The organism is Pedobacter jaeyakensis (assembly GCF_054461315.1).
Genome location: NZ_CM136921.1, coordinates 1,321,508 through 1,344,584, shown reverse-complemented (window position 1 = coordinate 1,344,584; position 23,077 = coordinate 1,321,508). Strand labels below are relative to the sequence as shown.

Genomic DNA, 23,077 nt, shown 5'->3' with positions numbered 1-23,077 from the left:
TTTACTGCAGGCTGGTAATGGCCTGCTTTACAACCGCATCACCAAGGTTAAGCGCCCTATAATAACCAGCGCCACCAAGATGGTATTTACACAGCAATACTTTAACATCATTTAAAATCACCGGCTTTGCGGCAGCCAGCTGCCTTGGATCAATTACGATATTCTTGCTCTGTATGTACTTAATGAGGTCTTTGTAATCAGTATCGTTTATGGTAAATGAGTTGAGGTTTTGTTCTATAAAGGATGGCGTATACCTATTTGCCAAAACATCATAAACAAAATCAACAAGCACTTTCTTAGCTGCAAGATTTGCATACAACTTGTTGTACCCCGCTGTATCCAGCCTTACGTAAATATCCGGTTGGATGCCCCCTTCTGCAACAACCTTCTTTTTCAACGTGTCTTTTGACATTTGCTTACTATCCGTGAGCTCCCCATCGTTGAATCGGTCTTCAATTTCATTTTGGTAAGCATTATAGCCATTTTTATAAGATTTCTGAATGCTCCTGCCTAATGGGGTATAATATCTTGCAATAGTAAGGTTAAGGGCGGACCCATCTCCAAATGGAAATTGTTCTTGGACTAATCCTTTTCCAAATGAACGGCGACCAATAATAATACCCCTGTTTAGGTCTTGTACGGCACCGGCAAGTATTTCGCTTGCTGACGCTGAGTTCTCATTGATCAATACCGCTAATTTACCGTCTTCAAATTCACCACCGCCGGTAGCTACATAATCTGTACGTGGTTCGTGTTTTCCTTCTGTATAAACAATTAACTTATTCTCCTGAAGTATCTGGTTGGCCAGACCGGTAGCTGCCGTAAGATAACCACCACCGTTGTCCCTTAAATCGAGTACGAGCTTTTTCATGCCCCTGGCCTTTAAATCTTTTATAGATTCTACGAAATCCTTATCCGTATCTGCCCCAAACTTACTAATCCGTATGTAGCCGATTTCGGGGCTAAGCAAATAGGACGCATCAATCGTGCTCACTTTTACCCTGTCACGCTTCATCGTTAATGCCACTTGCTGCGCAACTCCCGGATGCAAAATGGTTAATGTTACCGGAGTTCCGCGTGGCCCCTTAATTTTACCCATCACTTGTGTTCTGGGCAGAGACATACCACTTACGACAAGGGAGTCTATTTTTAAAATCTTATCTCCCTGTTTAATTCCGGCTGCATAAGCTGGCCCATCTTTAATCACATTAGTAACGAGTAATGTGTCTTTTAAGATGTAATATTCTACGCCAACACCGGCAAAATTACCACCCAGGTTGTCTGCAAAGTCATTGGCTTCTGATGGTGGCAGATAAGCACTATGCGGATCTAATTTATGAAGCAGGCTATCGATAGGTAGATGATTGAGAGAATCTGCATTTATATCGTCTACATAATTTTTGTTGATGATGTGTATGATTTCATCTACTTTTTCGGCGTTGTTATCAGCGAGATGGGTGGTACGTGTAAATTGATAACCCTGATCTTTCAGAAATTTATAGCCCATAAACATCCCTCCTATTAAGGTAATGGAATAGGTTAAGGCAATAATGGCGTTGTAACGGGTTGTCTTCTTCATTGGCGCGATGACGCATACAAAGTTAATAAAATACAGATCATTTATGTAATTAACCCATATCAATTTTATTTGTTTATCCTAATATTTTTTGTGGTTTTAAATGATGGCGCTATTATTTCTCGTTTAAAAAGAAAAAGCCGAATTTTATAAAATTATCCTGGCAGCGGGTTGTAATCGGCTAGTAGAAAAATAGAAATAAAAAGAACATGATCAGAGTGACTGAAAAGGAATCAAAATATCATAACATCGATAAGATGTCGGTTGCTGAGATCCTTCAAAATATAAATAACGAAGATAAAACCGTGCCTTTAGCTGTCGAAAAAGCGATGCCGCAAATTGAACAGCTAGCTGTGGCTATTACGGAAAGAATGCTTAAAGGGGGGCGGCTTTTTTACATAGGTGCCGGCACAAGCGGTCGGCTTGGCGTAGTAGATGCATCTGAATGTCCGCCTACATTTGGGGTACCATTTGATCAGGTAGTTGGAATTATAGCAGGTGGTGACACCGCGATTAGACGAGCTGTAGAAAATGCAGAGGACAATGCTGAGCAAGCCTGGAATGACTTGCAGGAATACGACATTCTAAGCGGCGACTGCCTGGTTGGACTAGCGGCTTCAGGCACTACACCTTACGTTGTAGGCGGCTTGAATACCGCTCGTAAGCATGGCATCTTAACGGGATGCATAGTTTGTAACGAAGGCGGACCAATTGTTGCAGAAAGCGATTTCCCCGTTGAAGTTGTGGTTGGGCCGGAATTTTTAACAGGATCAACGAGGATGAAATCTGGCACTGCTCAAAAATTGGTATTGAACATGCTGAGCACAACAGTTATGATCAAACTTGGCAGGATTAAGGGAAACAAAATGGTAGATATGCAGTTAACTAATCATAAGTTGGTGGACCGGGGTACGCAGATGGTCATGGAAGAATTGAACATGGAACGTGATAAAGCTGAAGAATTACTGATCCGTTACGGAAGTGTGCGCAAGGCTGTGGAAGCCACTCAAAACAACAAATAGTTATGCACGAAATAGAACCATATTACCAGTGGAGGGATGATTATATCGCTGCGGAGGATGAGCGCTCGCCATTTTTTGAGACCCAGTATTCAGAGTTTTATTTTGACAAACAGCTTTACAATTTCCTTATCCATCCACAATGGGATGATTTTGGATCCAACACCTTATACATAAAAGTCCTTTACACTGATTATGACAGAGGGTATAGCATAATTGAATTTATTGGGGAATGGAATGACGCCATCAATAATGACATCATGCTATTAAAAAGGGAGATTATTGAGCTGATGATTGACGAAGGCATCAATAAGTTTATCCTTATTGGAGAAAACGTACTCAACTTTCATTCATCAGAAGAGGATAGCTATTATGAGGAATGGTTTCAGGATGTGGAAGACGGATGGATATCAGGAGTCAATTTCCAGGATCATGTGATACAGGAATTCAGAAACAGCAATATTGATTACTATATTAATTTTGGCGGACAACTTGACGATTTGGCATGGCGTACACTTAAACCTCTTCAGATATTTAAAAAAGTTGAAGAAATCCTGACAAAAAGACTAGGGGCATAAGATTTGTATCAAGAAAAGTATCATTATATTTAACTAAATTTTAAATCAAATGGATAATAAAAATAATTACGAATGGGCACAGGAATCGGTGTTTGTGCAGCAGGAAAAAACAGTAGCCAAGAAATTCTTTGCCAATGTTTTCTTGTGGATGTTTGTTGCTTTAACAGTATCGACAGTCGTTGCATTTTATGTATCAGCAAATAAAGAAATACTTTTTAACTTTTTTAGCAGAGAGACTGGAAAGCCCAATATCTTGGGGTGGGCATTAATGCTATCACCATTGGCTATATCACTAATAATGAACATGGGTCTAAGTAAGCTTTCATACGGTGCAATTGTGGGTTTATTTTTGCTTTTTGCGTCCGTTCTGGGAATTAGCTTGAGTTCAGTTTTACTTGTTTATACCTCGGCATCCATTATAAGTTGTTTTGCAGGTGCTGCCGGAATTTTCGGAATTATGGCATTTCTGGGCTATACAACTGAAGTCGACTTGAGTAAATTTGGGCCAATTTTAATGGTTGGGGTGGTTGGATTAATTATTGCAAGTATTGCGAATATTTTTATTCAAAGTGAATCATTTGATTTAATTATGTCGTATGTAGGCATTGCAATTTTTACGGCATTAGTCGCATATCATGTTCAAATGTTAAAAAGAATTGGTGCCGGACTGGAAGAAAACGGCGCTCATATGCAAGATGCCGATACTAAAAAATTAGCTATTATTGGCGCGATGTCGCTGTATGTAAGCTTCATAAACATCTTCCTATTCCTTTTGAGGATATTCGGAGGAAGGAGATAATAAAAGTAATTTTTAGAAAGAGGCTCGTTGATATCAACGAGCCTCTTTTATTTGCACACTTACCCTCTTGCCAAGGAAAACACATCTGTTAGCGCAATAATATGAATACCGGGTTTAGATTGGATTGCTGCACTGACCATTGCCTGAGCCACAGTTGTTCCAGATATAGGCTGGTATTTTTTAAACAAGCCCAATTTATTCAATGCTTTCAAAACCCAGAAACCTGCTTTCTCTCCAAAACGACTTTTATCTCTATCACCCACAAGCAAACTTGGCTGGATCAAATATATGCTGGAAAAATTTAGTGTCTTTACATCTCGTTCTAACTCACCCTTCATCCTGGAATAGAATATTCTTGAATCTGGATCTGCACCGGCTGAAGAAACTAAGACATAGGTATCAACACCGTTTGTAGCTCCCGCAGCGGCAAAGTTATACTGATAAGTATAATCAATTTTATATTGCGCAGCTTCACTGCCCGCCTGGGATTTTGTAGTGCCCATACACGAGAACATTACATCCCCTTTTAACAGGTGAGACCAACTTGAAGACTTGTCGAAATCAACCAAATGCTCTTCCAATTTTTTTGCAGAAATGCGCATAGAACGGCGCGTAAACACCATAACCTTTTCCAAACGGTTATCTGCGAGAAGTAACTTTACAAGTTCTTTACCTACCAGTCCGGTTGCACCAATCACCAATGCTATTTTTTTCATATTGTTAAGTCCTATTCATACAAAGTAAACAATTAACAATTAAGACACTACATTTGTGACAGGCAATGGCGAATACTAATAAAAATACAAAAACAAGACTGGTTTATCTATTACTCATTTTCATCGTAATTTTTGGAGGTCTCATGTCAAGGCGTATACCAGCAATACCTCCCGGGTTTGGTGATTTGCTGTGGGCAGTAATGATATTTTTAATGATTAGATGCTTAATCATCCGGGCCCGTATAAGCACTGTTGCAATATCAAGTTTATTAATCTGCTATGTAGTGGAATTTAGTCAACTCTACCACGCTTCGTGGATAGACCATGTAAGAGCAACAACTTTAGGTGCTTTAGTTTTGGGCCGGGGATTTTTATGGAGCGATATACTAGCGTATACAATAGGGGTCTTGACTTGCGTAGTAATAATTGGCTTCTCCAGTTTTAGAAGCAAGCTAACATAAAAATAGCGACTGTTATTTAATAGCCGCTATTTTTATATATATTGAAACGTATCTGCTTACTTGGCAATGGCCATTGATGATCTGTCTGCGATCATTATTTCCTCAGATGCATACTGTGAGGATTTTAAAGTGGCAAAATTGTTGAATTTTACATTATTCATATTACTTGCGACAATTGTACTTTGGTCTGCAGTTCCGCTGATTTTTAATACTGCGCTATCATTTACAACGCTGTAAATACTACCAACGGTTGCTTTAATCCTGGCAGTTGCACTTTGGCTTAAAAACAATTGAAGATATTTTACATCGAAGTTGTTGCTGGTTACCACCACTGATTGTCCGTATGCTTCAATGCGTTGAAGATCTTTAACAGTGATGTTGATGGTCACTTGCGATGATTCCATTGAATTGATGTATAGTGTTTGGCCCTTGCTCAATACTGAAGTTTTCTCAGGATTAAAGCTTTCCGTCCCTTGTACAATTTCTTTATCACCTTGTGTTAAAATGATCTTCACGTTTCCGCTAACCCAAATCTTGTTGAAATTTATAACTGAAGGAATTCGTGATGAGATGGTAGTGGGCTGCTGAGTTGCGAAAGTTGAGAAAGCGGAAGAAGTTAAAACTACTACTGTTAATGCTGCTGCGAATAATGTTTGTGTTAGAGTTTTCATGTCGTTTGATTTTTGAGGTCTTTTTTGTCGTTTTGTAATTAAGACGTAGGGATGACAAAAACGTTGCACGGCATTTTGGAATACTATACCAGTATTGGGTAAGTACCGACCAAACCCGAATATTATTCGACGAACGCCTCCATCAAAATTTAATTTCCATTCAGTCTTGCTACAGGCCCATATAGCGAACTTTATTCGTATTAATAGTTGTTTTTTTGGAAATGATTTTTCTTTGTTGCACTTTTGTACTGCTTATAGAGAAAGACGGAGGGATTAGACCCTGCGAAGTCTTAGCAACCTGTGCTTACAAGGTGCTACATTCTACTGAAGCCTGTTATTTGGCCTCTGAAAGATAAGTTAGTTGACGGCAGAGATGCCAATCGGTTAGCAGACTTTATCATTCTCGTTAAGCTTTGTTTATAATTCGTTCGGCACTTGTTTTGGCTCCGCCACTATCAAAAACAGCTTATTATCAACTCATATGGATACTATTTAAATGAACATTAGAGAAGAATTAGAAAAACGTATTCTGATCATCGACGGTGCAATGGGTACTATGATCCAGCGCTATGTTTTAACCGAAGAGGATTTTAGGGGAGAACGTTTTAAAGATCATCCTTGCGATGTAAAGGGCAACAATGATCTGCTCAACATCACGCGGCCGGATATTATCAAAGCTATTCATACAGAATACCTCAAGGCTGGAACTGATATTATTGAGACCAACACTTTTAGTACCCAACGCATTTCGCTGGCCGATTACCAGATGGAAGAGCTTGATTACGAAATGAGCTTTGAAGGAGCTAAAATTGCTAAAGAAGCCATCAATGAGTTCATGGCCAACAATCCCGACAGGAAATGCTTCGTTGCGGGTGCGGTTGGGCCAACAAACCGAACCCTTTCCATATCACCAGATGTGAATGATCCAGGCTACAGAGCGCTTACATTCGACCAGTTGGTTGATGCCTATGATGTTCAGATCAGGGGATTGGTTGACGGAGGTGCTGATGTACTGCTAATTGAAACAATATTCGATACTTTAAATGCAAAGGCAGCCATTTATGCAATTAAGCAATATGAAAAAATAATTGGTAGGAAAATAGAGATCATGATCTCAGGAACAATAACAGATGCTTCTGGAAGGACACTATCTGGCCAAACTGTGGAGGCCTTTTTGAACTCTGTAATTCATGCGAAGCCGCTAAGTATCGGCTTTAATTGTGCGCTTGGCGCAAAAGACATGAGGCCACATATTGAAGAACTATCGGCGAAGGCAGGTTGTTACGTATCGGCCTACCCAAATGCTGGTTTGCCAAATGAATTTGGTGCCTATGATGAAATGCCTCATGAAACTGCCCACCTGGTGGAAGATTTCATACAGCATGGGTTTGTTAACATTGTAGGTGGATGCTGCGGCACCACACCCGATCATATTGGCTGCATTGCTGAAAAAGCCAAGGGTATTGAACCAAGAAAAATACCTGAAATACCAGAATATCTCCGCTTGAGCGGATTGGAGCCTGTTGCGATCACGCCCGAAAGTATTTTTGTTAATATTGGTGAGCGAACAAATATCACAGGGTCTCCTAAATTCTCTAAACTTATCTTAAGCGGAGACTTTGAAGCTGCACTCACTGTGGCAAGACAACAAGTAGAAGGCGGAGCACAGGTGATAGACGTCAACATGGACGAAGGGATGATTGACTCTGAAGCCGCGATGACCAAATTTTTGAACCTGATTGCTTCTGAACCGGATATTTCTAAGCTACCGATCATGGTTGACTCATCAAAGTGGACGGTGATTGAAGCAGGTTTAAAGTGTTTACAGGGCAAAGGAATTGTAAACTCCATTTCTCTTAAGGAGGGTGAAGACAAATTCAGGGAAAGTGCCCTTAAGATCATGACTTACGGAGCAGCCGTAGTAGTGATGGCTTTTGACGAGCTGGGACAGGCCGATAATTTTGAAAGAAGAAAAGAAATTTGCAAAAGATCTTATGATATTTTGGTTAATGAAATCGGCTTTCCTCCGCAAGACATTATTTTTGATCCAAACATACTTACTGTTGCCACCGGGCTAGAAGAACATAACAATTACGCTGTCGATTTTATAAACGCTACGAGATGGATCAAGGAAAACCTACCGCACGCCAAGGTTAGCGGTGGTGTATCGAACATCTCATTCTCCTTTAGAGGAAATAACACTGTGAGGGAGGCGATGCATTCTGCGTTTTTATACCATGCCATTAAGGCTGGTTTGGATATGGGCATTGTAAATGCAGGAATGCTTGAGGTATACCAGGAAATACCGCCGGAACTGCTGGTACTCGTCGAGGATGTCTTATTAAACCGCAGAGATGATGCTACTGAACGGCTCGTGGAATTTGCAGATACTATAAAATCCAAAGGCAAGGAAATTGTGCGCGACGAAGAATGGAGAAAGGAACCTGTTGAATCACGTTTGTCACATGCTTTGGTTAAGGGCATAATTGAATACCTGGATGCAGATGTTGAAGAAGCGAGGCAAAAATATGCAAGACCAATACAAGTAATTGAAGGTCCTCTGATGGATGGGATGAACATTGTGGGTGACCTTTTTGGTGCTGGAAAAATGTTTCTTCCCCAAGTTGTTAAATCTGCCAGGGTTATGAAGAAAGCCGTAGCCTATTTACTACCTTTTATTGAGCAGGAAAAACTGGACAATCCGGATCAGGATCAAAATTCATCTGCAGGACGGGTGTTAATGGCCACCGTTAAAGGTGATGTGCATGATATTGGAAAAAATATTGTCGGTGTAGTCCTAGCCTGCAACAATTTCGAAATCGTAGACATGGGTGTAATGGTTCCAGCGCAGGACATTATAAAAAAGGCCAAGGAAATTAACGCAGACATTATCGGCCTAAGTGGTCTGATTACACCATCACTTGATGAGATGGTTCATTTTGCAAAAGAAATGGAGCGTGAAGGTTTTACCATTCCACTAATCATTGGTGGGGCTACTACCTCCCGCATCCACGCAGCGGTTAAGGTTGCACCAAATTATTCAGGACCGGCCATCCATGTGCTGGATGCTTCCCGAAGTGTGACCGTTTGCAGCACTTTGATGAATAAGGATACCCGGGATGCCTATATATTAAGTATCCGTGAAGAATATGATAAAGCCCGTGAAGCTCATTTAAATAAGCGATCGGATAAACGATTTAAAACAATTGAAGAGGCTCGGACTAGTAATTTCAAAATAGATACTGCTCTCGTTGCTCCTGCCCCTACATTTACCGGGACACGTGTTTTTGAAAACTATCCCTTGGAAGAGCTGGTGCCGTATATCGATTGGACACCGTTTTTTCAGACCTGGGAGTTACGTGGCAGCTATCCACGCATTTTAGAAGACAAAGTAGTTGGTGATGAGGCTAAAAAATTATTCACGGACGCAAAGGCATTGCTACAAAGAATTGTAGATGAGAAGTTGCTGACCGCTAAAGCAGTAATTGGGTTTTGGCCGGCGCAAGCTGTTGGAGATGATATAGAACTACAGGTTACAAATCAGGATACACAAGAAGATACAACAGTGATGATTCATACCCTTCGCCAACAGGCAGAAAAGGTGGATGGTCAGCCTTACTACGCACTCTCTGATTTCATTGCACAAAAAGAAACCGGCGTACAAGATTATTTCGGGGGATTTGCTTTAACCACAGGGATTGGCTGTGATGAATTGGTTGCAGAATTTGAAGCCAATTATGACGACTATAATAGCATAATGGCCAAGGCGTTAGCCGATAGATTGGCGGAAGCTTTTGCAGAAAGGATGCACGAGCTGGTGCGTAAAGAATATTGGGGCTATGCAAAAAATGAAGATTTGAGCAATGAAGACCTGATTAAGGAAGAATATGAAGGTATCCGTCCCGCACCAGGTTACCCTGCTTGTCCTGAACATACTGAAAAGGGCACCTTATTTGAATTGCTTGATGCAGAAAACAAAATTGGCCTGCACTTAACAGAAAGCTATGCCATGCACCCTACGGCAGCGGTAAGCGGTTTTTATTTCGCACATCCTCAATCACGCTATTTTGGTCTGGGTAAAATTACCAAAGATCAGGTTGAGGAATACGCGACCAGAAAAAACATGACTATTGACGAAGTGGAAAGATGGCTAAGCCCGAACTTAGCCTATTAAAAATTAGCTCGATTTTATTACGCGAACAGAACCAGACAAATGAAAATAATTGACCATATCAAAAATGCCAAGGGCAATACCTTGTTCTCCTTTGAGTTGCTACCACCCATAAAAGGCCAAAGTATCAAAGGCATATTTGATGCGATTGATCCGCTAATGGAATTTAACCCCCCTTTTATAGACGTTACCTATCTAAGAGAGGATTATATTTATAAACAACACGCCAACGGCTTGCTAGAGAAAGTGGCCTACCGTAAGCGCCCCAGTACAGTAGCAACTTGTGCGGCCATTATGAATAAATATAAAGTTGATGCAGTACCCCACTTGATTTGCGGTGGCTTTACAAAAGACGAAACAGAAAATGCACTGATTGACATGCAATTTTTGGGTATAGATAACGTGTTGGTACTTCGTGGTGATGCGAGGAAAAGCGACGCCGCATTTATACCGACTCCAAATGGGCACGCATTTGCCTCTGAGCTTTTAAAACAAGTTGCAGATTTAAATAAAGGTAAATACCTACACGATGACATGGGCACTTCTGAACGCACGGATTTTTGTGTAGGTGTTGCAGGTTACCCTGAAAAACATTTTGAATCACCAAATTTAGATACGGATTTCAAATACCTGAAACTTAAAGTAGACATGGGTGCGGAATTTATTGTAACGCAGATGTTTTTCGACAATTCCAAATACAAGGAGTTTGTTGATAAGTGCCGTGCAAACGGTATTAACGTACCAATAATCCCCGGACTTAAGCCCATTACCAGCAGCAAACAATTGGTGAGCCTTCCAAAAGTATTCCATCTTGATATCCCGTTGGAACTGAGCGAAGCGGTGCAGGCTTGCAGCAATGAAAAAGATGTAAAAGCTGTTGGGATTGAATGGATGATCAATCAATGTAAAGAACTGAAAGCCATGGGTGCACCGGTGCTACATTTTTATACCATGGGTAATCCGGAGCCTACAAAGAAGATCGTACAAGGCGTATTTTAGTATTTTTTGGAATACTCTTTGTATCTTACATCTTCCATTGTTATAAAACTATGAAAAGACTGTTGATACTTGTTGTATTAATTATTAGCTCAATTGCAGCTTGTACCACTATTAAAACCGGTACAATTGGAAGTGAGGGGTTGTCAAAGCTGGGGGGTGTATGGGTATTAAATCACGTTTCGGGACCGAGAATGGCGTTTAATGGGCTATATCCAGGAAACAAGCCATTTATAGAATTTAATACAAGAGAAAAAAAATTTAGCGGCAACACCAGTTGTAATTCCTTTTCGGGCGCATTAGTTGCGGACGACAGCAATATTAGTTTTAATGAATCCTTGATGATGACAAGAATGGCATGCCCTGGTGAAGGAGAAGCCGTTTTTACTGAAATGTTAAAAAAAGTAAATACTTATTCAATCTCCAGTGATACAACTCTTTATTTTATGATGGGAGATATTATCGTAATGCGTTTCTATAAAAAGCAGGACTAATAGCCCTGCTTTTTACAGCAAGTCTTATTTGATTTCTAACAGATATGCTTTGAATGCCGGATAGCTATTTTCTAATGATGTTACGCACTTAGGCCTATCCATTAATTCCCTCACCTGCTCCGGTATTTCAATTTTTGATTTGATATGTTCTGGAAAAATATCAGGGAATTTGCAGGCATGGGCAGTGGATAGAAATACCCCGGAAATACTGCCCTTTATTTTTCTGCGGTATTGTTCAAGCGCCAGATATGCGATTGCAGTATGCGGACAAGCGATATATTTATAATCATCGTAAATTTGGTTAATGCCAGCTAGTGTTTGCTCATCAGTGAAACTATAACTGGTTACCTTATCTTTTATCGCATCAACATCTCCACTGAACAGATCCATGATTCGGACCCAGTTGCTTGGGGCACCAACATCCATAGCATTGGCATAGGTTTGAACAGACGGCTTGGTTTCATATACACCATTTTCTAAAAATCTCGGAACGGTATCATTCACATTGGTTGCCGCAATAAATTGCTTTACAGGAAGGCCCATTTTGAATGCTAATAAACCTGCCGCAATATTACCAAAGTTACCTGATGGTACAGAGAATACAACTTCGGCTTTGCCAATGCGCTCGAGCTGGGCATAAGCATTAAAATAATAGAATGTTTGAGGAATAAGCCTGGCGATATTTATTGAATTTGCCGAGGTTAGTCGCAATTTCTCATTCAACTCCCCATCAGCAAAAGCCTGTTTGACCAAAGCCTGACAGTCATCAAATGTCCCATCCACTTCTATTGCATGGATATTCTGACCATTGGTGCACAATTGAAGTTCTTGTATATCACTTACTTTACCCTTTGGGTAAAGGATGGTTACTCTTGTATTTTTTACGCCAAGAAAGCCTAATGCGACAGCCCCGCCAGTATCACCAGAGGTAGCAACGAGCACATCCAGCATTCTTTCATTTTCTTGTAAGAAATAGGCCATTATACGACTCATAAAACGAGCTCCAAAGTCTTTAAAAGCAAGAGAAGGTCCCTGAAAAAGTTCGAGGACATATACTTCGTCTTCAAGTTGCACGACAGGAGCATCAAAATTGATCGCCTCTGAGATGATACTTTTAAGGTCTTCAGTAGGTATTGCACCATCAAGCAATGTCGAGGCTATTTTAAATGCAATCTCAGTTAAGGTAAATTTATCTATGTTTTCGATAAAGTCAGCATCCAGTTCAGGGATAGAAGATGGCATATAAAGACCCTTATCTAGCGGCATGCTGTTAAATACGGCAGTTTGAAAATCTGTCTCGAGTTTATGGTTATTAGTACTATATAGTTTCATTTGATTAATCAGTTATTACAGGGCCTTTTTTATTTACTTCAGAAACAAAAGAAAGGCTATTAATGGCCATCTTTTTTAAATGGTTTTGCAATTGCGTGGTGATTTTATGAGCACTTTCAGCGTTCCGTGTCAATGCAAATACAGAAGGTCCAGAACCAGAGATGCCAAAACCAATAGCGCCGGCATCAAGTGCGAGCTGCCTTAAGACATAAAAATCGGGGATAAGAATGGCACGAGTAGGCTCTACAAGTACATCTGTCATGCTTCTGCCAATGAGATCATAATCTTTCATAAAAAGGCCACTTACCAATCCGGCTACATTCCCCCATTGCGTTACAGCATCTTTAAGCAATACTTTTGATCGGATCATTTGCCGCGCATCCTTTGTTGGGACATCCACTTCAGGATATACAATAGCCGCATGCATGTCATCTGGATATGGTAGGGTGATGATATCTAATGGGTCATAACTTCTGATCAAAACAAAACCACCCATTAATGCTGGAGCAACATTATCTGCGTGTCCATAACCACAAGCCAGTTCCTCTCCTTTCATGGCAAAAGGAACAAGCTCTTTCGCGGTTAAAAGATTATCAAACAAAGTGTTGATTGCAAATAGTCCGGCGACGGTACTAGCCGAACTGGAACCTAGTCCGCTACCTATAGGCATTTTTTTGTGAAGCTCAATGTCTACCCCGAAGTCGGGGTGGCCAATATAATTCAAATAATGCTGCACGCTCGCACTAACTGTATTTTTTTCAGGGTCGATCGGCAGCTTACCATCGTCGCCAGTGATCTTTGAAATAACGATACCCTTTGTATCCTTTACTTTCATAATCACCTCGTCTCCCGGTGCATTGACGGCAAAACCGAGTACATCATATCCACAAACTACATTTGCCACTGTTGCAGGGGCAAACACTTTTATTGATTTGTTCATTTAAGTTTTATCTTTTTCCAACGTTAATTATATCTGCAAATACGCCTGCTGCAGTCACTTCTGCTCCTGCACCTGGGCCTTTAACCACCAAAGGGCGCTCTTTGTACCGATTGGTAGTAAATGAAATGATGTTATCACTTCCCGACAGCGTGAAGAAGGGATGGCTTTCATTAACCATTTGAAGCGTAATCGTTACTTTTCCATTTTCTAGTTTACCGATGTATCGCAGTACCTTTCCCTCAGCATTCGCAGAATTTTTAAGGTTCTCGAAATAAGCAGCATTGTTCTCCAATTCTTTGTAGAAATCAGCAACTGTATTTGCCGCCAGGCATGATGGCGGCAACATATTTTGAAGTTCGATATCCTGTTCTTCTAATGGATATCCAGCATCGCGTGCGAGAATAAGCATCTTACGCATAAAATCTTTTCCATTAAGGTCGTCACGCGGATCAGGCTCTGTGTAACCTTTATCTTGTGCTTCTCTAACTACCTCATGAAATAAAACGCCACCTTTATAGTTATTAAAAATGTAGGATATAGTTCCAGATAATATCGCCTCTATTCTTGATATCTTATCACCGCTGAGCATAAGGTCACGTAGTGTTCGAATTATAGGCAAACCCGCCCCAACATTGGTTTCATAGAAGAAGTCCACGCCATAAGTCCTAGCTGCCTGTTTGAAATTCGCATACTGCTCATACTCTGCAGAGTTACCCAACTTATTACAGGTAACTACAGAAATGCTGGATTGTAATATATCCAAATAAAAATCTACGGGGTTTTGACTAGCTGTATTATCAACGAAAACACAATTTGGCAGATTCATAGCAATCATTTTTTTAATAAATTCAGGAAGACTTGCAACTGTTTCTTGCTGATTCAATTCTGACTCCCAATTTTTGAGATCGATACCTTTAGGATTAAGGTACATTTTACGGGTGTTACTTATACCCATTACCTTTACCTGTAAATCGTTATTGTCTGCCAGAAAGGGCATTTGACTTTGAAGTTGCCTGAATAGTGTTTTACCGATATTACCTGTACCGAGGCAGAAGATATGCAGCGTCTTTTTAAGGTCAGCATAAAAAGCATCGTGCACCGCATTTACGGCTTTGGAAAGATCTGCTTTAGAAATGATCACCGATATGTTATATTCTGAAGATCCCTGGGCGATAGCGCGGACATTAACACCATTACGGCCTAACGCACTAAATAGCTTTCCGGACATACCTGGCGTACGCTTCATATTCTCACCAACGATAGCAACAATTGAAAGTCCATTCTCCACCTCTGGATATTCTAATTTTTTAGCTTGAAGTTCCAGTTCAAACTCTTTGTTGATTAGCAAAAGTGCTTTCAATGAATCAGCAGGCTTGACTGCAAAGGTAATACTGTGTTCCGAAGAGGACTGAGTAATCAGTACAATATTAATCTGCTCACGTGATAAAAGTGAGAATAAGCGCCCGCTAAATCCTGCCTTACCTACCATCCCACTCCCAGATAAATTGAGTACGCTGATCTCGTCAATAGATGATATTCCTTTTATTGGCAGATTTGAAGGACTAACACCATGTTTGATGTAGGTTCCCGGGAAATTAATATTAAACGTATTTTTGATAACTATAGGAATTCTCTTTAGAAAAGCAGGTATCATTGTTGGCGGATAGATTACTTTAGCCCCGAAATAAGAAAGTTCCATGGCTTCTGTATAACTTAATTCCGGCAAAGAAAATGCCTTGCTGACCATTCGGGGATCGGCCGTTAACATTCCATCAACATCAGTCCAAATCTGGATTTCCTCCGCATTAAGTGCAGCACCCCAAATTGCAGCTGTGTAATCACTACCTCCTCGTCCAAGCGTGGTTACTCGCCCTTCATCATTACTGGAAATAAAGCCTGTCACAAAAATGAGCTTGTCTTTATTGCTATTGTAAAAATCTTTAATCAACATCTCTGAGAGGTTGGTGTTGACTTTCGCTTGTCCGAAATTATTGTCTGTTTTAATCAATACTGACCCGTCCGCGTAAATCGCTTCAGGAAACTTTTGCCTGGCAATATGGCTGATCATCACAGTTGCGCAGCGCTCTCCATAGCTGAGAATAAGATCCTTAGTTTGTGGGCTCAGTTCTCTAAGATTGTATACCGATTGCAAAATGTCTTCCAATTCATTAAAAAAGATCTTAAGCTTTGTTAATACGGGATTTTGTGCACTTGCAGGCAACAGGGCTCTTATCACCCTAAAATGCCGTTCTTCTATCTCCTTATGCAGGGAGGTATAGTCTCCAAGATTCCTGGCTTGCTCCGCCATCTCCAAAAGTGCGTTAGTAACTCCGCTCATTGCAGAAAGTACCACAACAGGGTAACCTTGTTCTTCAGTTGTAGACAACAATCCAATTAGGGATTTGATGCTTTCTTCTGAACCCACCGAAGTACCCCCGAATTTTAAAATATTCATAATAACAGGTTATAAAAAAAGCGCCTTCCTGTTTAGAGGAAGGCGCTTTTTTTGGTTTTATTTTTTCAATTTTTCCATTAGCTTGCCTTCCCCCGAGAAATCCCGGTGGTGCTAGTAATGGTAGTAGTTGATGAGTTTATATACATTGTATTTTTTACACTAACTGTGCTGTGGCGTAAAGTAAGCTTATATTTATTTAAGAAGCAAATGTTTTTTTTAACTTATTGGCTTAAGCGTTCTACTGTAAAGAATTGTATCTCACTATTTAAACCCACTATACATCACAACAGAAATTACTAACTTTGGATATTATATGCAAGGATTAGTTATAAAATCAACAGGAAGCTGGTACAATGTACACGGGGAAGATGGCAATAATTACGATTGCAGGATTAAAGGAAAATTTAGAATACAAGGTATTCAGACTACAAACCCTATCGCCGTTGGAGACCTGGTTGAATTTGAATTGGAACCTAACTCCGATAAAGGTATAATTGGTAAATTGCATGAACGGAAAAACTATATAATCCGGAAATCAATTAATTTATCCAAACAAGCACAGATCATTGCCGCGAATATGGATCAGGCATTTTTAGTAGTAACACTTGCTTCTCCAAGAACCTCACTGGGCTTTATTGATCGATTTCTGGCTACCTCAGAAGCCTATGGCATTCCTGCTACACTGATCTTCAACAAACTGGACCTCTTTCATCAAGAGGGGTTAGCGATACTTGACGAATACAAGAGTATTTATGAACAAATTAACTATCCCTGCTATTCGGTTTCTGCTTTAACAGGAACAAATATCCCTTTGATATCATCATTATTAAAAGACAAGACGACACTATTTTCCGGTCACTCTGGCGTAGGTAAATCGAGTTTGATCAATGCATTATTACCCGGCAGAAGTATCAAAACTGGCGATGTTTCTGAGGCTACGGATAAAGGCCAACATACGACTACCTTCGCAGAAATGCATACACTTCCCTTTGGCGGGTATTTGATCGATACGCCAGGCATTAGAGAACTAGGTATTTTTGATATAAAGCCTGAGGAGCTGGGTCACTATTTTAGAGAAATGAGATCTCTGATGAATAAATGCAGGTTTAACAATTGCCGACATGTGAACGAACCAGGATGTGCTGTGATCAAGGCAGTTGAAAATGGAGATATAGAATTAAGCAGATATGAAAGTTACCTTAGTATTTTTCATGGCAATGAAACCAGAGCTTAGGAATTTATGAGGGCGGTTATACAAAGAGTTACCAGTGCCACCTGCCGGGTTGAAGGTGTAATTACCGGAGAAATTGACCTCGGATTATTAGTGTTGTTGGGTATTGAGGATGCAGATACACTCGAAGATTTGGAATGGTTGGCGGGTAAAATTTCGGCAATTAGGATTTTTGGTGATGAGAATGGTTTGATGAACAAAAGACTTTCAGACGTAGATGGCAATATTTTATTGATTAGTCAGTTTACACTTTTTGCTTCGACAAAAAAAGGGAATAGACCAGGATTTACTAGAGCAGCCAGACCTGAAAAAGCCATTTCACTATACGAAACAATGATTGAGAAACTATCTCTCCTATTAGGGAAAAGGATAAAATCGGGCATATTTGGAGCTGATATGAAAGTTAGCTTACTGAACGATGGTCCAGTCACGATAATGATCGACACAAAAAACAAAGAATAATAAGCAAAAATGACGATTAAGGAAGCGCAGGAAACTGTTGACAAGTGGATTAATACCACTGGTGTCCGTTATTTTAATGAGTTGACCAACACCGCTATCCTAATGGAAGAAGTTGGAGAGGTGGCAAGGATCATGTCGAGAGAATATGGAGAACAATCTTTTAAAAAAAGCGACGAAGCGGTAGATCTAGGTGATGAAATGGCCGACGTTTTATTTGTGCTGATTTGCCTGGCTAATCAAACCGGGATAGACCTAACCGAAGCGTTAGCCAAAAATTTGATTAAAAAGAATATTCGTGATGCGGACAGGCATAAAAACAATGACAAACTTAAATAAAAAAGCGGGACTGATTAGTCCCGCTTTTTAAACATTTTGCTTGCGTTAAGTAGCTTTGAAGTTAATCCAAGGTTAAAGCAGCTTTGATTTTAGCTGCCGCGTCTTGAAGCTCTTCAGAACTAGGCTTAAGTTTCTCTTTACTGAAATTCATATCTCCTACTTCATTCATAGGGATTAGATGAATGTGTGCATGAGGCACTTCCAAACCGATAACTGCCACACCCACCTTTTTACATGGAAAAGCCTGCTTCAACCCAGTAGCGACGATCTTTGCAAATAAGGTCAACCCGAAATAACTTTCTTCATCCATATCAAACAAATAATCGATTTCCCTTTTCGGAATGACTAGTATATGCCCCATCACTAGGGGATTGACGTCTAGAAAAGCTAAGAACTCACTTGTCTCTGCAACAACATATGCAGGAATTTCACCATCAACGATTTTTGAGAAAATTGTTGCCATATTTCTGATTATCTACTTATTTCCAGTATTTCAAACTCAATTTTACCAGCAGGAACTTGTATCTCTGTTTTATCACCGACAGACTTTCCTAAAAGACCCTGAGCGATAGGGGATTTAACCGAAATTTTCCCTGTTTTTAAATCTGCTTCAGATTCTGCGACAAGTTGATAAGACATGGTTGCGCCGTTTTTAATGTTTTTAATTTTCACGATGGATAGTGCCAGTACCTTTGACGCATCCAGCTTAGACTCATCTATTAGTCTAGCTGTTGAAAGCGTATTTTCCATTTTAGATATCTTGGCCTCATGTAAACCTTGGGCCTCTTTTGCTGCATCGTACTCAGCGTTCTCCGATAGATCGCCCTTATCCCTTGCTTCTGCTATAGCTTTAGATATCTGTTGTCTTCCTGTAGTTTTTAAATACTGTAATTCCTCTTTCAGTTTATCTAAACCATCTTGGGTATAATATGTTACCTCTGTCATAGCTCAATGTATTATTTAATTTTTCTATAAAAAACAAACAAGACTATATTGGCTACTTCACCGATATAGTCTTGCTTTGAATTGTAACGAAGATAATAGGGTATTATCAGAAAAGCAAATTAATAAGCTGATTTTAATTTATCAGCCAGAACCTCAGATATTTTCCGATAAGAATCAAATGTCCATCCTCCAACATGCGGAGTAAGTAACACCCGTTGGGAAGCAATCAGCCCCTTAAACCAGCTTTGACTGGCCAGAGCGGGAAATTTTTCTATTTGTAAAACATCCAGCCCCGCTCCAATGATCTTGTTTTGGTTCAGCCCGTTCAAAATAGCGTTCGTATCCACAATTTCTCCTCTGGCAGTATTGATGAAAAATATAGGTTTACGAAAGTGAAATAAGTATTCATCATTGACCATTTGCCTAGTCTCTGAAGTCAACGGAATATGTAAACTAAGGACATCGCTCTGCCGAACTATCTCTTCCATACTCACTTCTCTGGCAAATGAGTCTGAAAATCCAGTCTTGTATTTGTCATAAGCAATAACATTTACCTCAAATCCTGAGAGCTTCCTTGCAAAGCTTTTGCCCATAAACCCATAACCAACTATACCTACAGTTTTTCCTTTCAATTCAAATCCGCGGTTGCCCTCTCTATCCCAGATAGCTTCCCTGATTTGATGATCGGCAGCACGAAAATTGTTCATAAGTGAGAGTAGCATACCAATTGCATGCTCGCCTACTGCGTCCATGTTGCCTTCTGGAGCATTTATTAGTGTAATGCCTTTTTGCTTAGCGAATGCTTCATCTATATTATCAAGTCCGGCTCCTGCCCTGGCCACAAATTTCAGGTTTTCGGCTACTTCCATTAATTCTCGGTCTATTAGAAATTTTGTTCTAACTGCCAAGCCAATATAATCTTTTATAATCATAAGGGTTTGATTCCTGGTAATCAACGGTTGATCATGGACTTCGAAGCCCAATGCTTCAGCACGCTCTTTAAACACAGGATGGAGATCATCAACTATAAGAATTTTCCCTCTATTCATTTTAAGTAACAGTTATTGCACAAGCTGTGCTAGATGTTGTGTTAAACTAATAAAATCTGCAACACTAAGTTGCTCTGCACGTTTATCAAAATAAGGGTGGCTATCCATTTTATCTTTTGGAACGACGCCAGATAATGCATTTCGTAGGGTTTTCCTTCTCTGATTAAACCCCGCTTTTACTGTTCGCCAAAACAATTTCTCGTCGCAGGGTAGTGTTTCTACCGCATTTCTGCTCAGTCTAATAACACCCGAATTAACTTTTGGTGGAGGATTAAAGGTTCCTGGTTTAACCGTGAAAAGATACTCTATATCATAATAAGCCTGAATTAAAACACTTAATATTCCATAGTCTTTAGTCCCCTCTTTGGATGCGCAGCGTTCTGCAACCTCCTTTTGAAACATCCCAACCATCTCTACAACGTTAGAACGATTTTCCAATATTTTGAAGAGGATTTGAGAAGAAATATTATAAGGAAAATTACCTATGATAGCATATTTACCCGGAAAAAGATCCGAGAGGTTCAGTGCAAGAAAATCACCGTTGATCAGCCGGCCGCCTAACTGGGGGTATTTATCTTGTAAAAAATGATAAGATTCGATGTCAATATCTATTAGAAAGGTTTCCAGATCCTTCCTTTCCAGGAGGATGTCTGACAAAATTCCCATGCCAGGGCCAACTTCCAATACCTGTTGATACTTATCGGTATGAACAAGGCCGTCTACAATTTTTGCAGCAATTTTTTTATCCGTCAAAAAATGTTGCCCAAGATGTTTTTTCGCCTTTACCAAACTCATAGCCAAATGTAATAGTAGCCGCAAAATAACTAAGTTTTATCAGTATCGGGCTAACATTAGATTGAAATTCTGTAATTTGCGCGAAATTTCCATTCGGATATGAGCGATAAAATTAAAATTGGAATTAGTATAGGTGATGTAAATGGGATCGGTTTAGAGGTGATCATTAAGTCGTTAGCTGAACAAGTAATTCTTGATTATTGTACAGTAGTAGTTTATGGACATACCAAAGTGGCATCCTATCATAGGAAAGCGTTAGGTATGGGTGATTTTGTTTTCAATGTGATCAACGGGCCGGAATTCGCGAATCCCAAAAAAGTGAATATGATCAATTGCTGGGAGGAAGATGTAAAGATTGAGTTGGGGGTTGCAAATGAAACAGGGGGAAAATATGCTTTACTTTCTTTAGAAAAAGCGGCTGACGACCTAGTGAATGGCAAGATTGATGCATTAGTTACTGCGCCAATCAATAAACATAATATACAGTCCGACACGTTTAAATTTCCAGGACATACCGAATACCTGCAAGAACGCAGCGGCAGTGGAGATGTTTTGATGTTTCTGCTGAGTGAAGACATAAAAGTTGGTGTGGTAACAGGGCATATCCCGTTGACTGCTGTAGGGCAAAATATCACCAAAGAAAAGATCCTCAAAAAACTTATTATGATGAATGAGAGTTTGAAAAAGGACTTTTGGATTGAGAAGCCAAAAATTGCAGTTCTAGGACTAAATCCGCACGCTGGCGACAATGGTCTTTTAGGTGCAGAAGAAGAACAAATAATTATACCGGCGATTTATGAAGCGTTTGATAAGGGCATAATTTGTTTTGGTCCTTACCCCGCAGATGGTTTTTTTGGCAAAGGAAGCTACAAACAGTTCGATGCGGTACTGGCAATGTACCACGACCAGGGACTTATTCCTTTTAAAACTATAGCTTTTAGCACTGGCGTTAATTACACTGCCGGACTTAACTTTGTGAGAACGTCTCCTGACCATGGAACAGGTTATGACATTGCAGGAAAAAATGAAGCGGATCCATCATCATTTACTGAAGCAATCTTTTCTGCGATACACATTGTAAAACACAGGCGGGAGCAGGAAGATCTACTAAGAAACCAGCTGAAAAGTGGAGGTAAAATAGTAGAGACTGCCTTCGATTTAAAAGATGACGCAAATTAGCTATTGAAACTATTTGCACCGAATGAATTTTATTCTTACATTTGCGGGCTAAAATTTTGTTACCATTGAAAGCATTAAAACAATTTTCAATCCCATTTACAGGCTTAAAAATTGGCAAACATCAGTTTGATTTTGACATTGATAACAGCTTTTTTGAGGCTTATGAGTACTCTTTAGTTAAAAAGGGGCAACTAAAAGCAACTGTTGAATTGGATAAACAGGAAACAATGTTAATACTTCAGTTTCAAATTGATGGAACAATAGTATTAGATTGTGATAAATGTTTAGCAGAATTTAATTCACCAATAAGTATCCGGGAAAGGCAGATCGTTAAGTTTGCTGAGGATGAACTTGAAAGTGATGATTTGGAGATCATCATGCTCAATAAAAAAGAAAGCGAAATTAACATTGCAGACTTGATTTATGAGTTCATTACTGTATCGGTTCCTTATATTAAGATCTGTGAGCAGAATGGCGGTGGTCAGCAATGCGATCAGGAAATGATAGCCAGATTGGAGAGTTTGGCTGTTGGATCACAAGAAGAAGAAGAAAAAACAGATGACGACCCACGTTGGGCAGCATTAAAAAAATTAAAATAATAATTAAATAAATCAGCAATGGCACATCCAAAACGCAAGATTTCCAAGAGTAGAAGAGACAAAAGAAGAACTCACTATAAAGCAGAGACCCCTTCTTTAGCTACTTGTCAAACTACAGGTGCAGTACATACGCCGCACCGCGCTTATAACGTTGATGGTAGCTTATACTACAACGGTAAATTGGTTATTGAAAACACCGCGATAGCTTAATTTTCTAAAAATAGTTTGTGTTTTAAGTCTTTGAAAGTTTAACTTAGGGACTAAATTACGGCA

23 protein-coding genes and 1 riboswitch are annotated in these 23,077 nt (G+C 39.8%); of the genes, 13 read left to right on the top strand and 10 right to left on the bottom strand.

Going from position 1 to position 23,077, the window contains the following annotated elements:
- Nucleotide 1: 1 nt before the first annotated feature.
- A complete protein-coding gene (locus ACXZ1K_RS06085; RefSeq protein ID WP_458972493.1) occupies nucleotides 2-1,579 on the bottom strand; it encodes a S41 family peptidase in 1,578 nt (525 codons plus the stop codon).
- Between the two features lie 206 nt (nucleotides 1,580-1,785).
- Here ACXZ1K_RS06085 and murQ point away from each other — a divergent pair, with 206 nt between their 5' ends.
- The 3 genes from murQ to ACXZ1K_RS06070 are packed head-to-tail and all read left to right on the top strand — an operon-like array spanning nucleotide 1,786 to nucleotide 3,972.
- The gene (gene murQ / locus ACXZ1K_RS06080) at nucleotides 1,786-2,598 is read left to right on the top strand and encodes an N-acetylmuramic acid 6-phosphate etherase (RefSeq protein WP_458972492.1); all 813 of its coding nucleotides are present in this window, start codon (nucleotides 1,786-1,788) and stop codon (nucleotides 2,596-2,598) included.
- 2 nt (nucleotides 2,599-2,600) lie between these two features.
- A complete protein-coding gene (locus tag ACXZ1K_RS06075; protein WP_458972491.1) occupies nucleotides 2,601-3,173 on the top strand; it encodes a hypothetical protein in 573 nt (190 codons plus the stop codon).
- Nucleotides 3,174-3,222: 49 nt separating this feature from the next.
- A complete protein-coding gene (locus ACXZ1K_RS06070; protein WP_458972490.1) occupies nucleotides 3,223-3,972 on the top strand; it encodes a Bax inhibitor-1/YccA family protein in 750 nt (249 codons plus the stop codon).
- Nucleotides 3,973-4,031: 59 nt separating this feature from the next.
- On the opposite strand, the gene ACXZ1K_RS06065 is transcribed toward ACXZ1K_RS06070, so the two are convergent.
- Nucleotides 4,032-4,688 carry an NAD(P)H-binding protein gene (locus tag ACXZ1K_RS06065; RefSeq protein ID WP_458972489.1) on the bottom strand — a complete coding sequence of 219 codons (657 nt, stop codon included), beginning with the start codon at nucleotides 4,686-4,688 and terminating at the stop codon, nucleotides 4,032-4,034.
- Between the two features lie 65 nt (nucleotides 4,689-4,753).
- Here ACXZ1K_RS06065 and ACXZ1K_RS06060 point away from each other — a divergent pair, with 65 nt between their 5' ends.
- A complete protein-coding gene (locus tag ACXZ1K_RS06060) occupies nucleotides 4,754-5,149 on the top strand; it encodes a ribosomal maturation YjgA family protein (protein WP_458972488.1) in 396 nt (131 codons plus the stop codon).
- A 56-nt stretch (nucleotides 5,150-5,205) separates the two neighbouring features.
- Here ACXZ1K_RS06060 and ACXZ1K_RS06055 read toward each other — a convergent pair whose 3' ends face one another.
- A complete protein-coding gene (locus tag ACXZ1K_RS06055) occupies nucleotides 5,206-5,820 on the bottom strand; it encodes a GIN domain-containing protein (RefSeq protein WP_458972487.1) in 615 nt (204 codons plus the stop codon).
- Nucleotides 5,821-6,069: 249 nt separating this feature from the next.
- Nucleotides 6,070-6,179, top strand: a riboswitch (SAM riboswitch).
- 137 nt (nucleotides 6,180-6,316) lie between these two features.
- Between ACXZ1K_RS06055 and metH the strand changes: the two genes are divergently transcribed.
- From metH to ACXZ1K_RS06040, 3 genes are read left to right on the top strand one after another with little or no spacing between them, the layout of a single operon-like run.
- Nucleotides 6,317-9,994 (top strand): methionine synthase, encoded by a 3,678-nt coding sequence (gene metH, locus ACXZ1K_RS06050; protein WP_458972486.1) that lies wholly within the window; start codon nucleotides 6,317-6,319, stop codon nucleotides 9,992-9,994.
- A 39-nt stretch (nucleotides 9,995-10,033) separates the two neighbouring features.
- Complete coding sequence (locus ACXZ1K_RS06045) at nucleotides 10,034-10,990, top strand: methylenetetrahydrofolate reductase (protein WP_458972485.1); 957 nt, start codon at nucleotides 10,034-10,036, stop codon at nucleotides 10,988-10,990.
- Nucleotides 10,991-11,040: 50 nt separating this feature from the next.
- Nucleotides 11,041-11,481 carry an META domain-containing protein gene (locus ACXZ1K_RS06040; RefSeq protein ID WP_458972484.1) on the top strand — a complete coding sequence of 147 codons (441 nt, stop codon included), beginning with the start codon at nucleotides 11,041-11,043 and terminating at the stop codon, nucleotides 11,479-11,481.
- A 24-nt stretch (nucleotides 11,482-11,505) separates the two neighbouring features.
- Here the strand turns inward: ACXZ1K_RS06040 and thrC are convergent, their stop codons facing one another.
- The 3 genes from thrC to thrA are packed head-to-tail and all read right to left on the bottom strand — an operon-like array spanning nucleotide 11,506 to nucleotide 16,208.
- Entirely contained in the window at nucleotides 11,506-12,813 is a 1,308-nt protein-coding gene (gene thrC / locus ACXZ1K_RS06035) for a threonine synthase (protein ID WP_458972483.1), read from the bottom strand.
- Nucleotides 12,814-12,817: 4 nt separating this feature from the next.
- The gene (locus ACXZ1K_RS06030) at nucleotides 12,818-13,753 is read right to left on the bottom strand and encodes a homoserine kinase (protein ID WP_458972482.1); all 936 of its coding nucleotides are present in this window, start codon (nucleotides 13,751-13,753) and stop codon (nucleotides 12,818-12,820) included.
- 7 nt (nucleotides 13,754-13,760) lie between these two features.
- The gene (gene thrA / locus ACXZ1K_RS06025; protein WP_458972481.1) at nucleotides 13,761-16,208 is read right to left on the bottom strand and encodes a bifunctional aspartate kinase/homoserine dehydrogenase I; all 2,448 of its coding nucleotides are present in this window, start codon (nucleotides 16,206-16,208) and stop codon (nucleotides 13,761-13,763) included.
- Nucleotides 16,209-16,521: 313 nt separating this feature from the next.
- On the opposite strand from thrA, the gene rsgA reads away from it, so the two are divergent.
- From rsgA to ACXZ1K_RS06010, 3 genes are read left to right on the top strand one after another with little or no spacing between them, the layout of a single operon-like run.
- Nucleotides 16,522-17,442, top strand: a complete 921-nt coding sequence (gene rsgA, locus ACXZ1K_RS06020; RefSeq protein ID WP_458972480.1) for a ribosome small subunit-dependent GTPase A — start codon at nucleotides 16,522-16,524, stop codon at nucleotides 17,440-17,442.
- Between the two features lie 6 nt (nucleotides 17,443-17,448).
- The gene (gene dtd / locus ACXZ1K_RS06015) at nucleotides 17,449-17,901 is read left to right on the top strand and encodes a D-aminoacyl-tRNA deacylase (protein ID WP_458972479.1); all 453 of its coding nucleotides are present in this window, start codon (nucleotides 17,449-17,451) and stop codon (nucleotides 17,899-17,901) included.
- 9 nt (nucleotides 17,902-17,910) lie between these two features.
- Nucleotides 17,911-18,237 carry a nucleotide pyrophosphohydrolase gene (locus ACXZ1K_RS06010; protein ID WP_458972478.1) on the top strand — a complete coding sequence of 109 codons (327 nt, stop codon included), beginning with the start codon at nucleotides 17,911-17,913 and terminating at the stop codon, nucleotides 18,235-18,237.
- 61 nt (nucleotides 18,238-18,298) lie between these two features.
- On the opposite strand, the gene ACXZ1K_RS06005 is transcribed toward ACXZ1K_RS06010, so the two are convergent.
- From ACXZ1K_RS06005 to rsmA, 4 genes are all read right to left on the bottom strand, one after another.
- Nucleotides 18,299-18,700, bottom strand: coding sequence for an HIT family protein (locus tag ACXZ1K_RS06005; protein ID WP_458972477.1), 402 nt, complete (start codon nucleotides 18,698-18,700; stop codon nucleotides 18,299-18,301).
- Nucleotides 18,701-18,708: 8 nt separating this feature from the next.
- A complete protein-coding gene (gene greA / locus ACXZ1K_RS06000) occupies nucleotides 18,709-19,182 on the bottom strand; it encodes a transcription elongation factor GreA (RefSeq protein ID WP_458972476.1) in 474 nt (157 codons plus the stop codon).
- Nucleotides 19,183-19,301: 119 nt separating this feature from the next.
- On the bottom strand, nucleotides 19,302-20,231 hold the full coding sequence (locus tag ACXZ1K_RS05995) for a 2-hydroxyacid dehydrogenase (protein ID WP_458972475.1): 930 nt from the start codon (nucleotides 20,229-20,231) through the stop codon (nucleotides 19,302-19,304).
- A 12-nt stretch (nucleotides 20,232-20,243) separates the two neighbouring features.
- Nucleotides 20,244-21,026 (bottom strand): 16S rRNA (adenine(1518)-N(6)/adenine(1519)-N(6))-dimethyltransferase RsmA, encoded by a 783-nt coding sequence (gene rsmA / locus ACXZ1K_RS05990; RefSeq protein WP_458972474.1) that lies wholly within the window; start codon nucleotides 21,024-21,026, stop codon nucleotides 20,244-20,246.
- Nucleotides 21,027-21,125: 99 nt separating this feature from the next.
- On the opposite strand from rsmA, the gene pdxA reads away from it, so the two are divergent.
- The 3 genes from pdxA to rpmF all read left to right on the top strand — a co-directional run bounded on the left by pdxA (nucleotide 21,126) and on the right by rpmF (nucleotide 23,014).
- Nucleotides 21,126-22,205, top strand: a complete 1,080-nt coding sequence (gene pdxA / locus ACXZ1K_RS05985) for a 4-hydroxythreonine-4-phosphate dehydrogenase PdxA (protein ID WP_458972473.1) — start codon at nucleotides 21,126-21,128, stop codon at nucleotides 22,203-22,205.
- Between the two features lie 65 nt (nucleotides 22,206-22,270).
- On the top strand, nucleotides 22,271-22,804 hold the full coding sequence (locus ACXZ1K_RS05980; RefSeq protein WP_458972472.1) for a YceD family protein: 534 nt from the start codon (nucleotides 22,271-22,273) through the stop codon (nucleotides 22,802-22,804).
- A gap of 18 nt (nucleotides 22,805-22,822) precedes the next feature.
- Nucleotides 22,823-23,014 (top strand): 50S ribosomal protein L32, encoded by a 192-nt coding sequence (rpmF, locus tag ACXZ1K_RS05975; protein ID WP_458972471.1) that lies wholly within the window; start codon nucleotides 22,823-22,825, stop codon nucleotides 23,012-23,014.
- Nucleotides 23,015-23,077 lie beyond the last annotated feature (63 nt).

Bases quoted from the DNA above. Each gene is read 5' to 3' on its own strand.
- ACXZ1K_RS06085 (WP_458972493.1), bottom strand. From the start codon at position 1,579: ATGAAGAAGACAACCCGTTACAACGCCATTATTGCCTTAACCTATTCC.
- murQ (WP_458972492.1), top strand. From the start codon at position 1,786: ATGATCAGAGTGACTGAAAAGGAATCAAAATATCATAACATCGATAAG.
- ACXZ1K_RS06075 (WP_458972491.1), top strand. From the start codon at position 2,601: ATGCACGAAATAGAACCATATTACCAGTGGAGGGATGATTATATCGCT.
- ACXZ1K_RS06070 (WP_458972490.1), top strand. From the start codon at position 3,223: ATGGATAATAAAAATAATTACGAATGGGCACAGGAATCGGTGTTTGTG.
- ACXZ1K_RS06065 (WP_458972489.1), bottom strand. From the start codon at position 4,688: ATGAAAAAAATAGCATTGGTGATTGGTGCAACCGGACTGGTAGGTAAA.
- ACXZ1K_RS06060 (WP_458972488.1), top strand. From the start codon at position 4,754: ATGGCGAATACTAATAAAAATACAAAAACAAGACTGGTTTATCTATTA.
- ACXZ1K_RS06055 (WP_458972487.1), bottom strand. From the start codon at position 5,820: ATGAAAACTCTAACACAAACATTATTCGCAGCAGCATTAACAGTAGTA.
- metH (WP_458972486.1), top strand. From the start codon at position 6,317: ATGAACATTAGAGAAGAATTAGAAAAACGTATTCTGATCATCGACGGT.
- ACXZ1K_RS06045 (WP_458972485.1), top strand. From the start codon at position 10,034: ATGAAAATAATTGACCATATCAAAAATGCCAAGGGCAATACCTTGTTC.
- ACXZ1K_RS06040 (WP_458972484.1), top strand. From the start codon at position 11,041: ATGAAAAGACTGTTGATACTTGTTGTATTAATTATTAGCTCAATTGCA.
- thrC (WP_458972483.1), bottom strand. From the start codon at position 12,813: ATGAAACTATATAGTACTAATAACCATAAACTCGAGACAGATTTTCAA.
- ACXZ1K_RS06030 (WP_458972482.1), bottom strand. From the start codon at position 13,753: ATGAACAAATCAATAAAAGTGTTTGCCCCTGCAACAGTGGCAAATGTA.
- thrA (WP_458972481.1), bottom strand. From the start codon at position 16,208: ATGAATATTTTAAAATTCGGGGGTACTTCGGTGGGTTCAGAAGAAAGC.
- rsgA (WP_458972480.1), top strand. From the start codon at position 16,522: ATGCAAGGATTAGTTATAAAATCAACAGGAAGCTGGTACAATGTACAC.
- dtd (WP_458972479.1), top strand. From the start codon at position 17,449: ATGAGGGCGGTTATACAAAGAGTTACCAGTGCCACCTGCCGGGTTGAA.
- ACXZ1K_RS06010 (WP_458972478.1), top strand. From the start codon at position 17,911: ATGACGATTAAGGAAGCGCAGGAAACTGTTGACAAGTGGATTAATACC.
- ACXZ1K_RS06005 (WP_458972477.1), bottom strand. From the start codon at position 18,700: ATGGCAACAATTTTCTCAAAAATCGTTGATGGTGAAATTCCTGCATAT.
- greA (WP_458972476.1), bottom strand. From the start codon at position 19,182: ATGACAGAGGTAACATATTATACCCAAGATGGTTTAGATAAACTGAAA.
- ACXZ1K_RS05995 (WP_458972475.1), bottom strand. From the start codon at position 20,231: ATGAATAGAGGGAAAATTCTTATAGTTGATGATCTCCATCCTGTGTTT.
- rsmA (WP_458972474.1), bottom strand. From the start codon at position 21,026: ATGAGTTTGGTAAAGGCGAAAAAACATCTTGGGCAACATTTTTTGACG.
- pdxA (WP_458972473.1), top strand. From the start codon at position 21,126: ATGAGCGATAAAATTAAAATTGGAATTAGTATAGGTGATGTAAATGGG.
- rpmF (WP_458972471.1), top strand. From the start codon at position 22,823: ATGGCACATCCAAAACGCAAGATTTCCAAGAGTAGAAGAGACAAAAGA.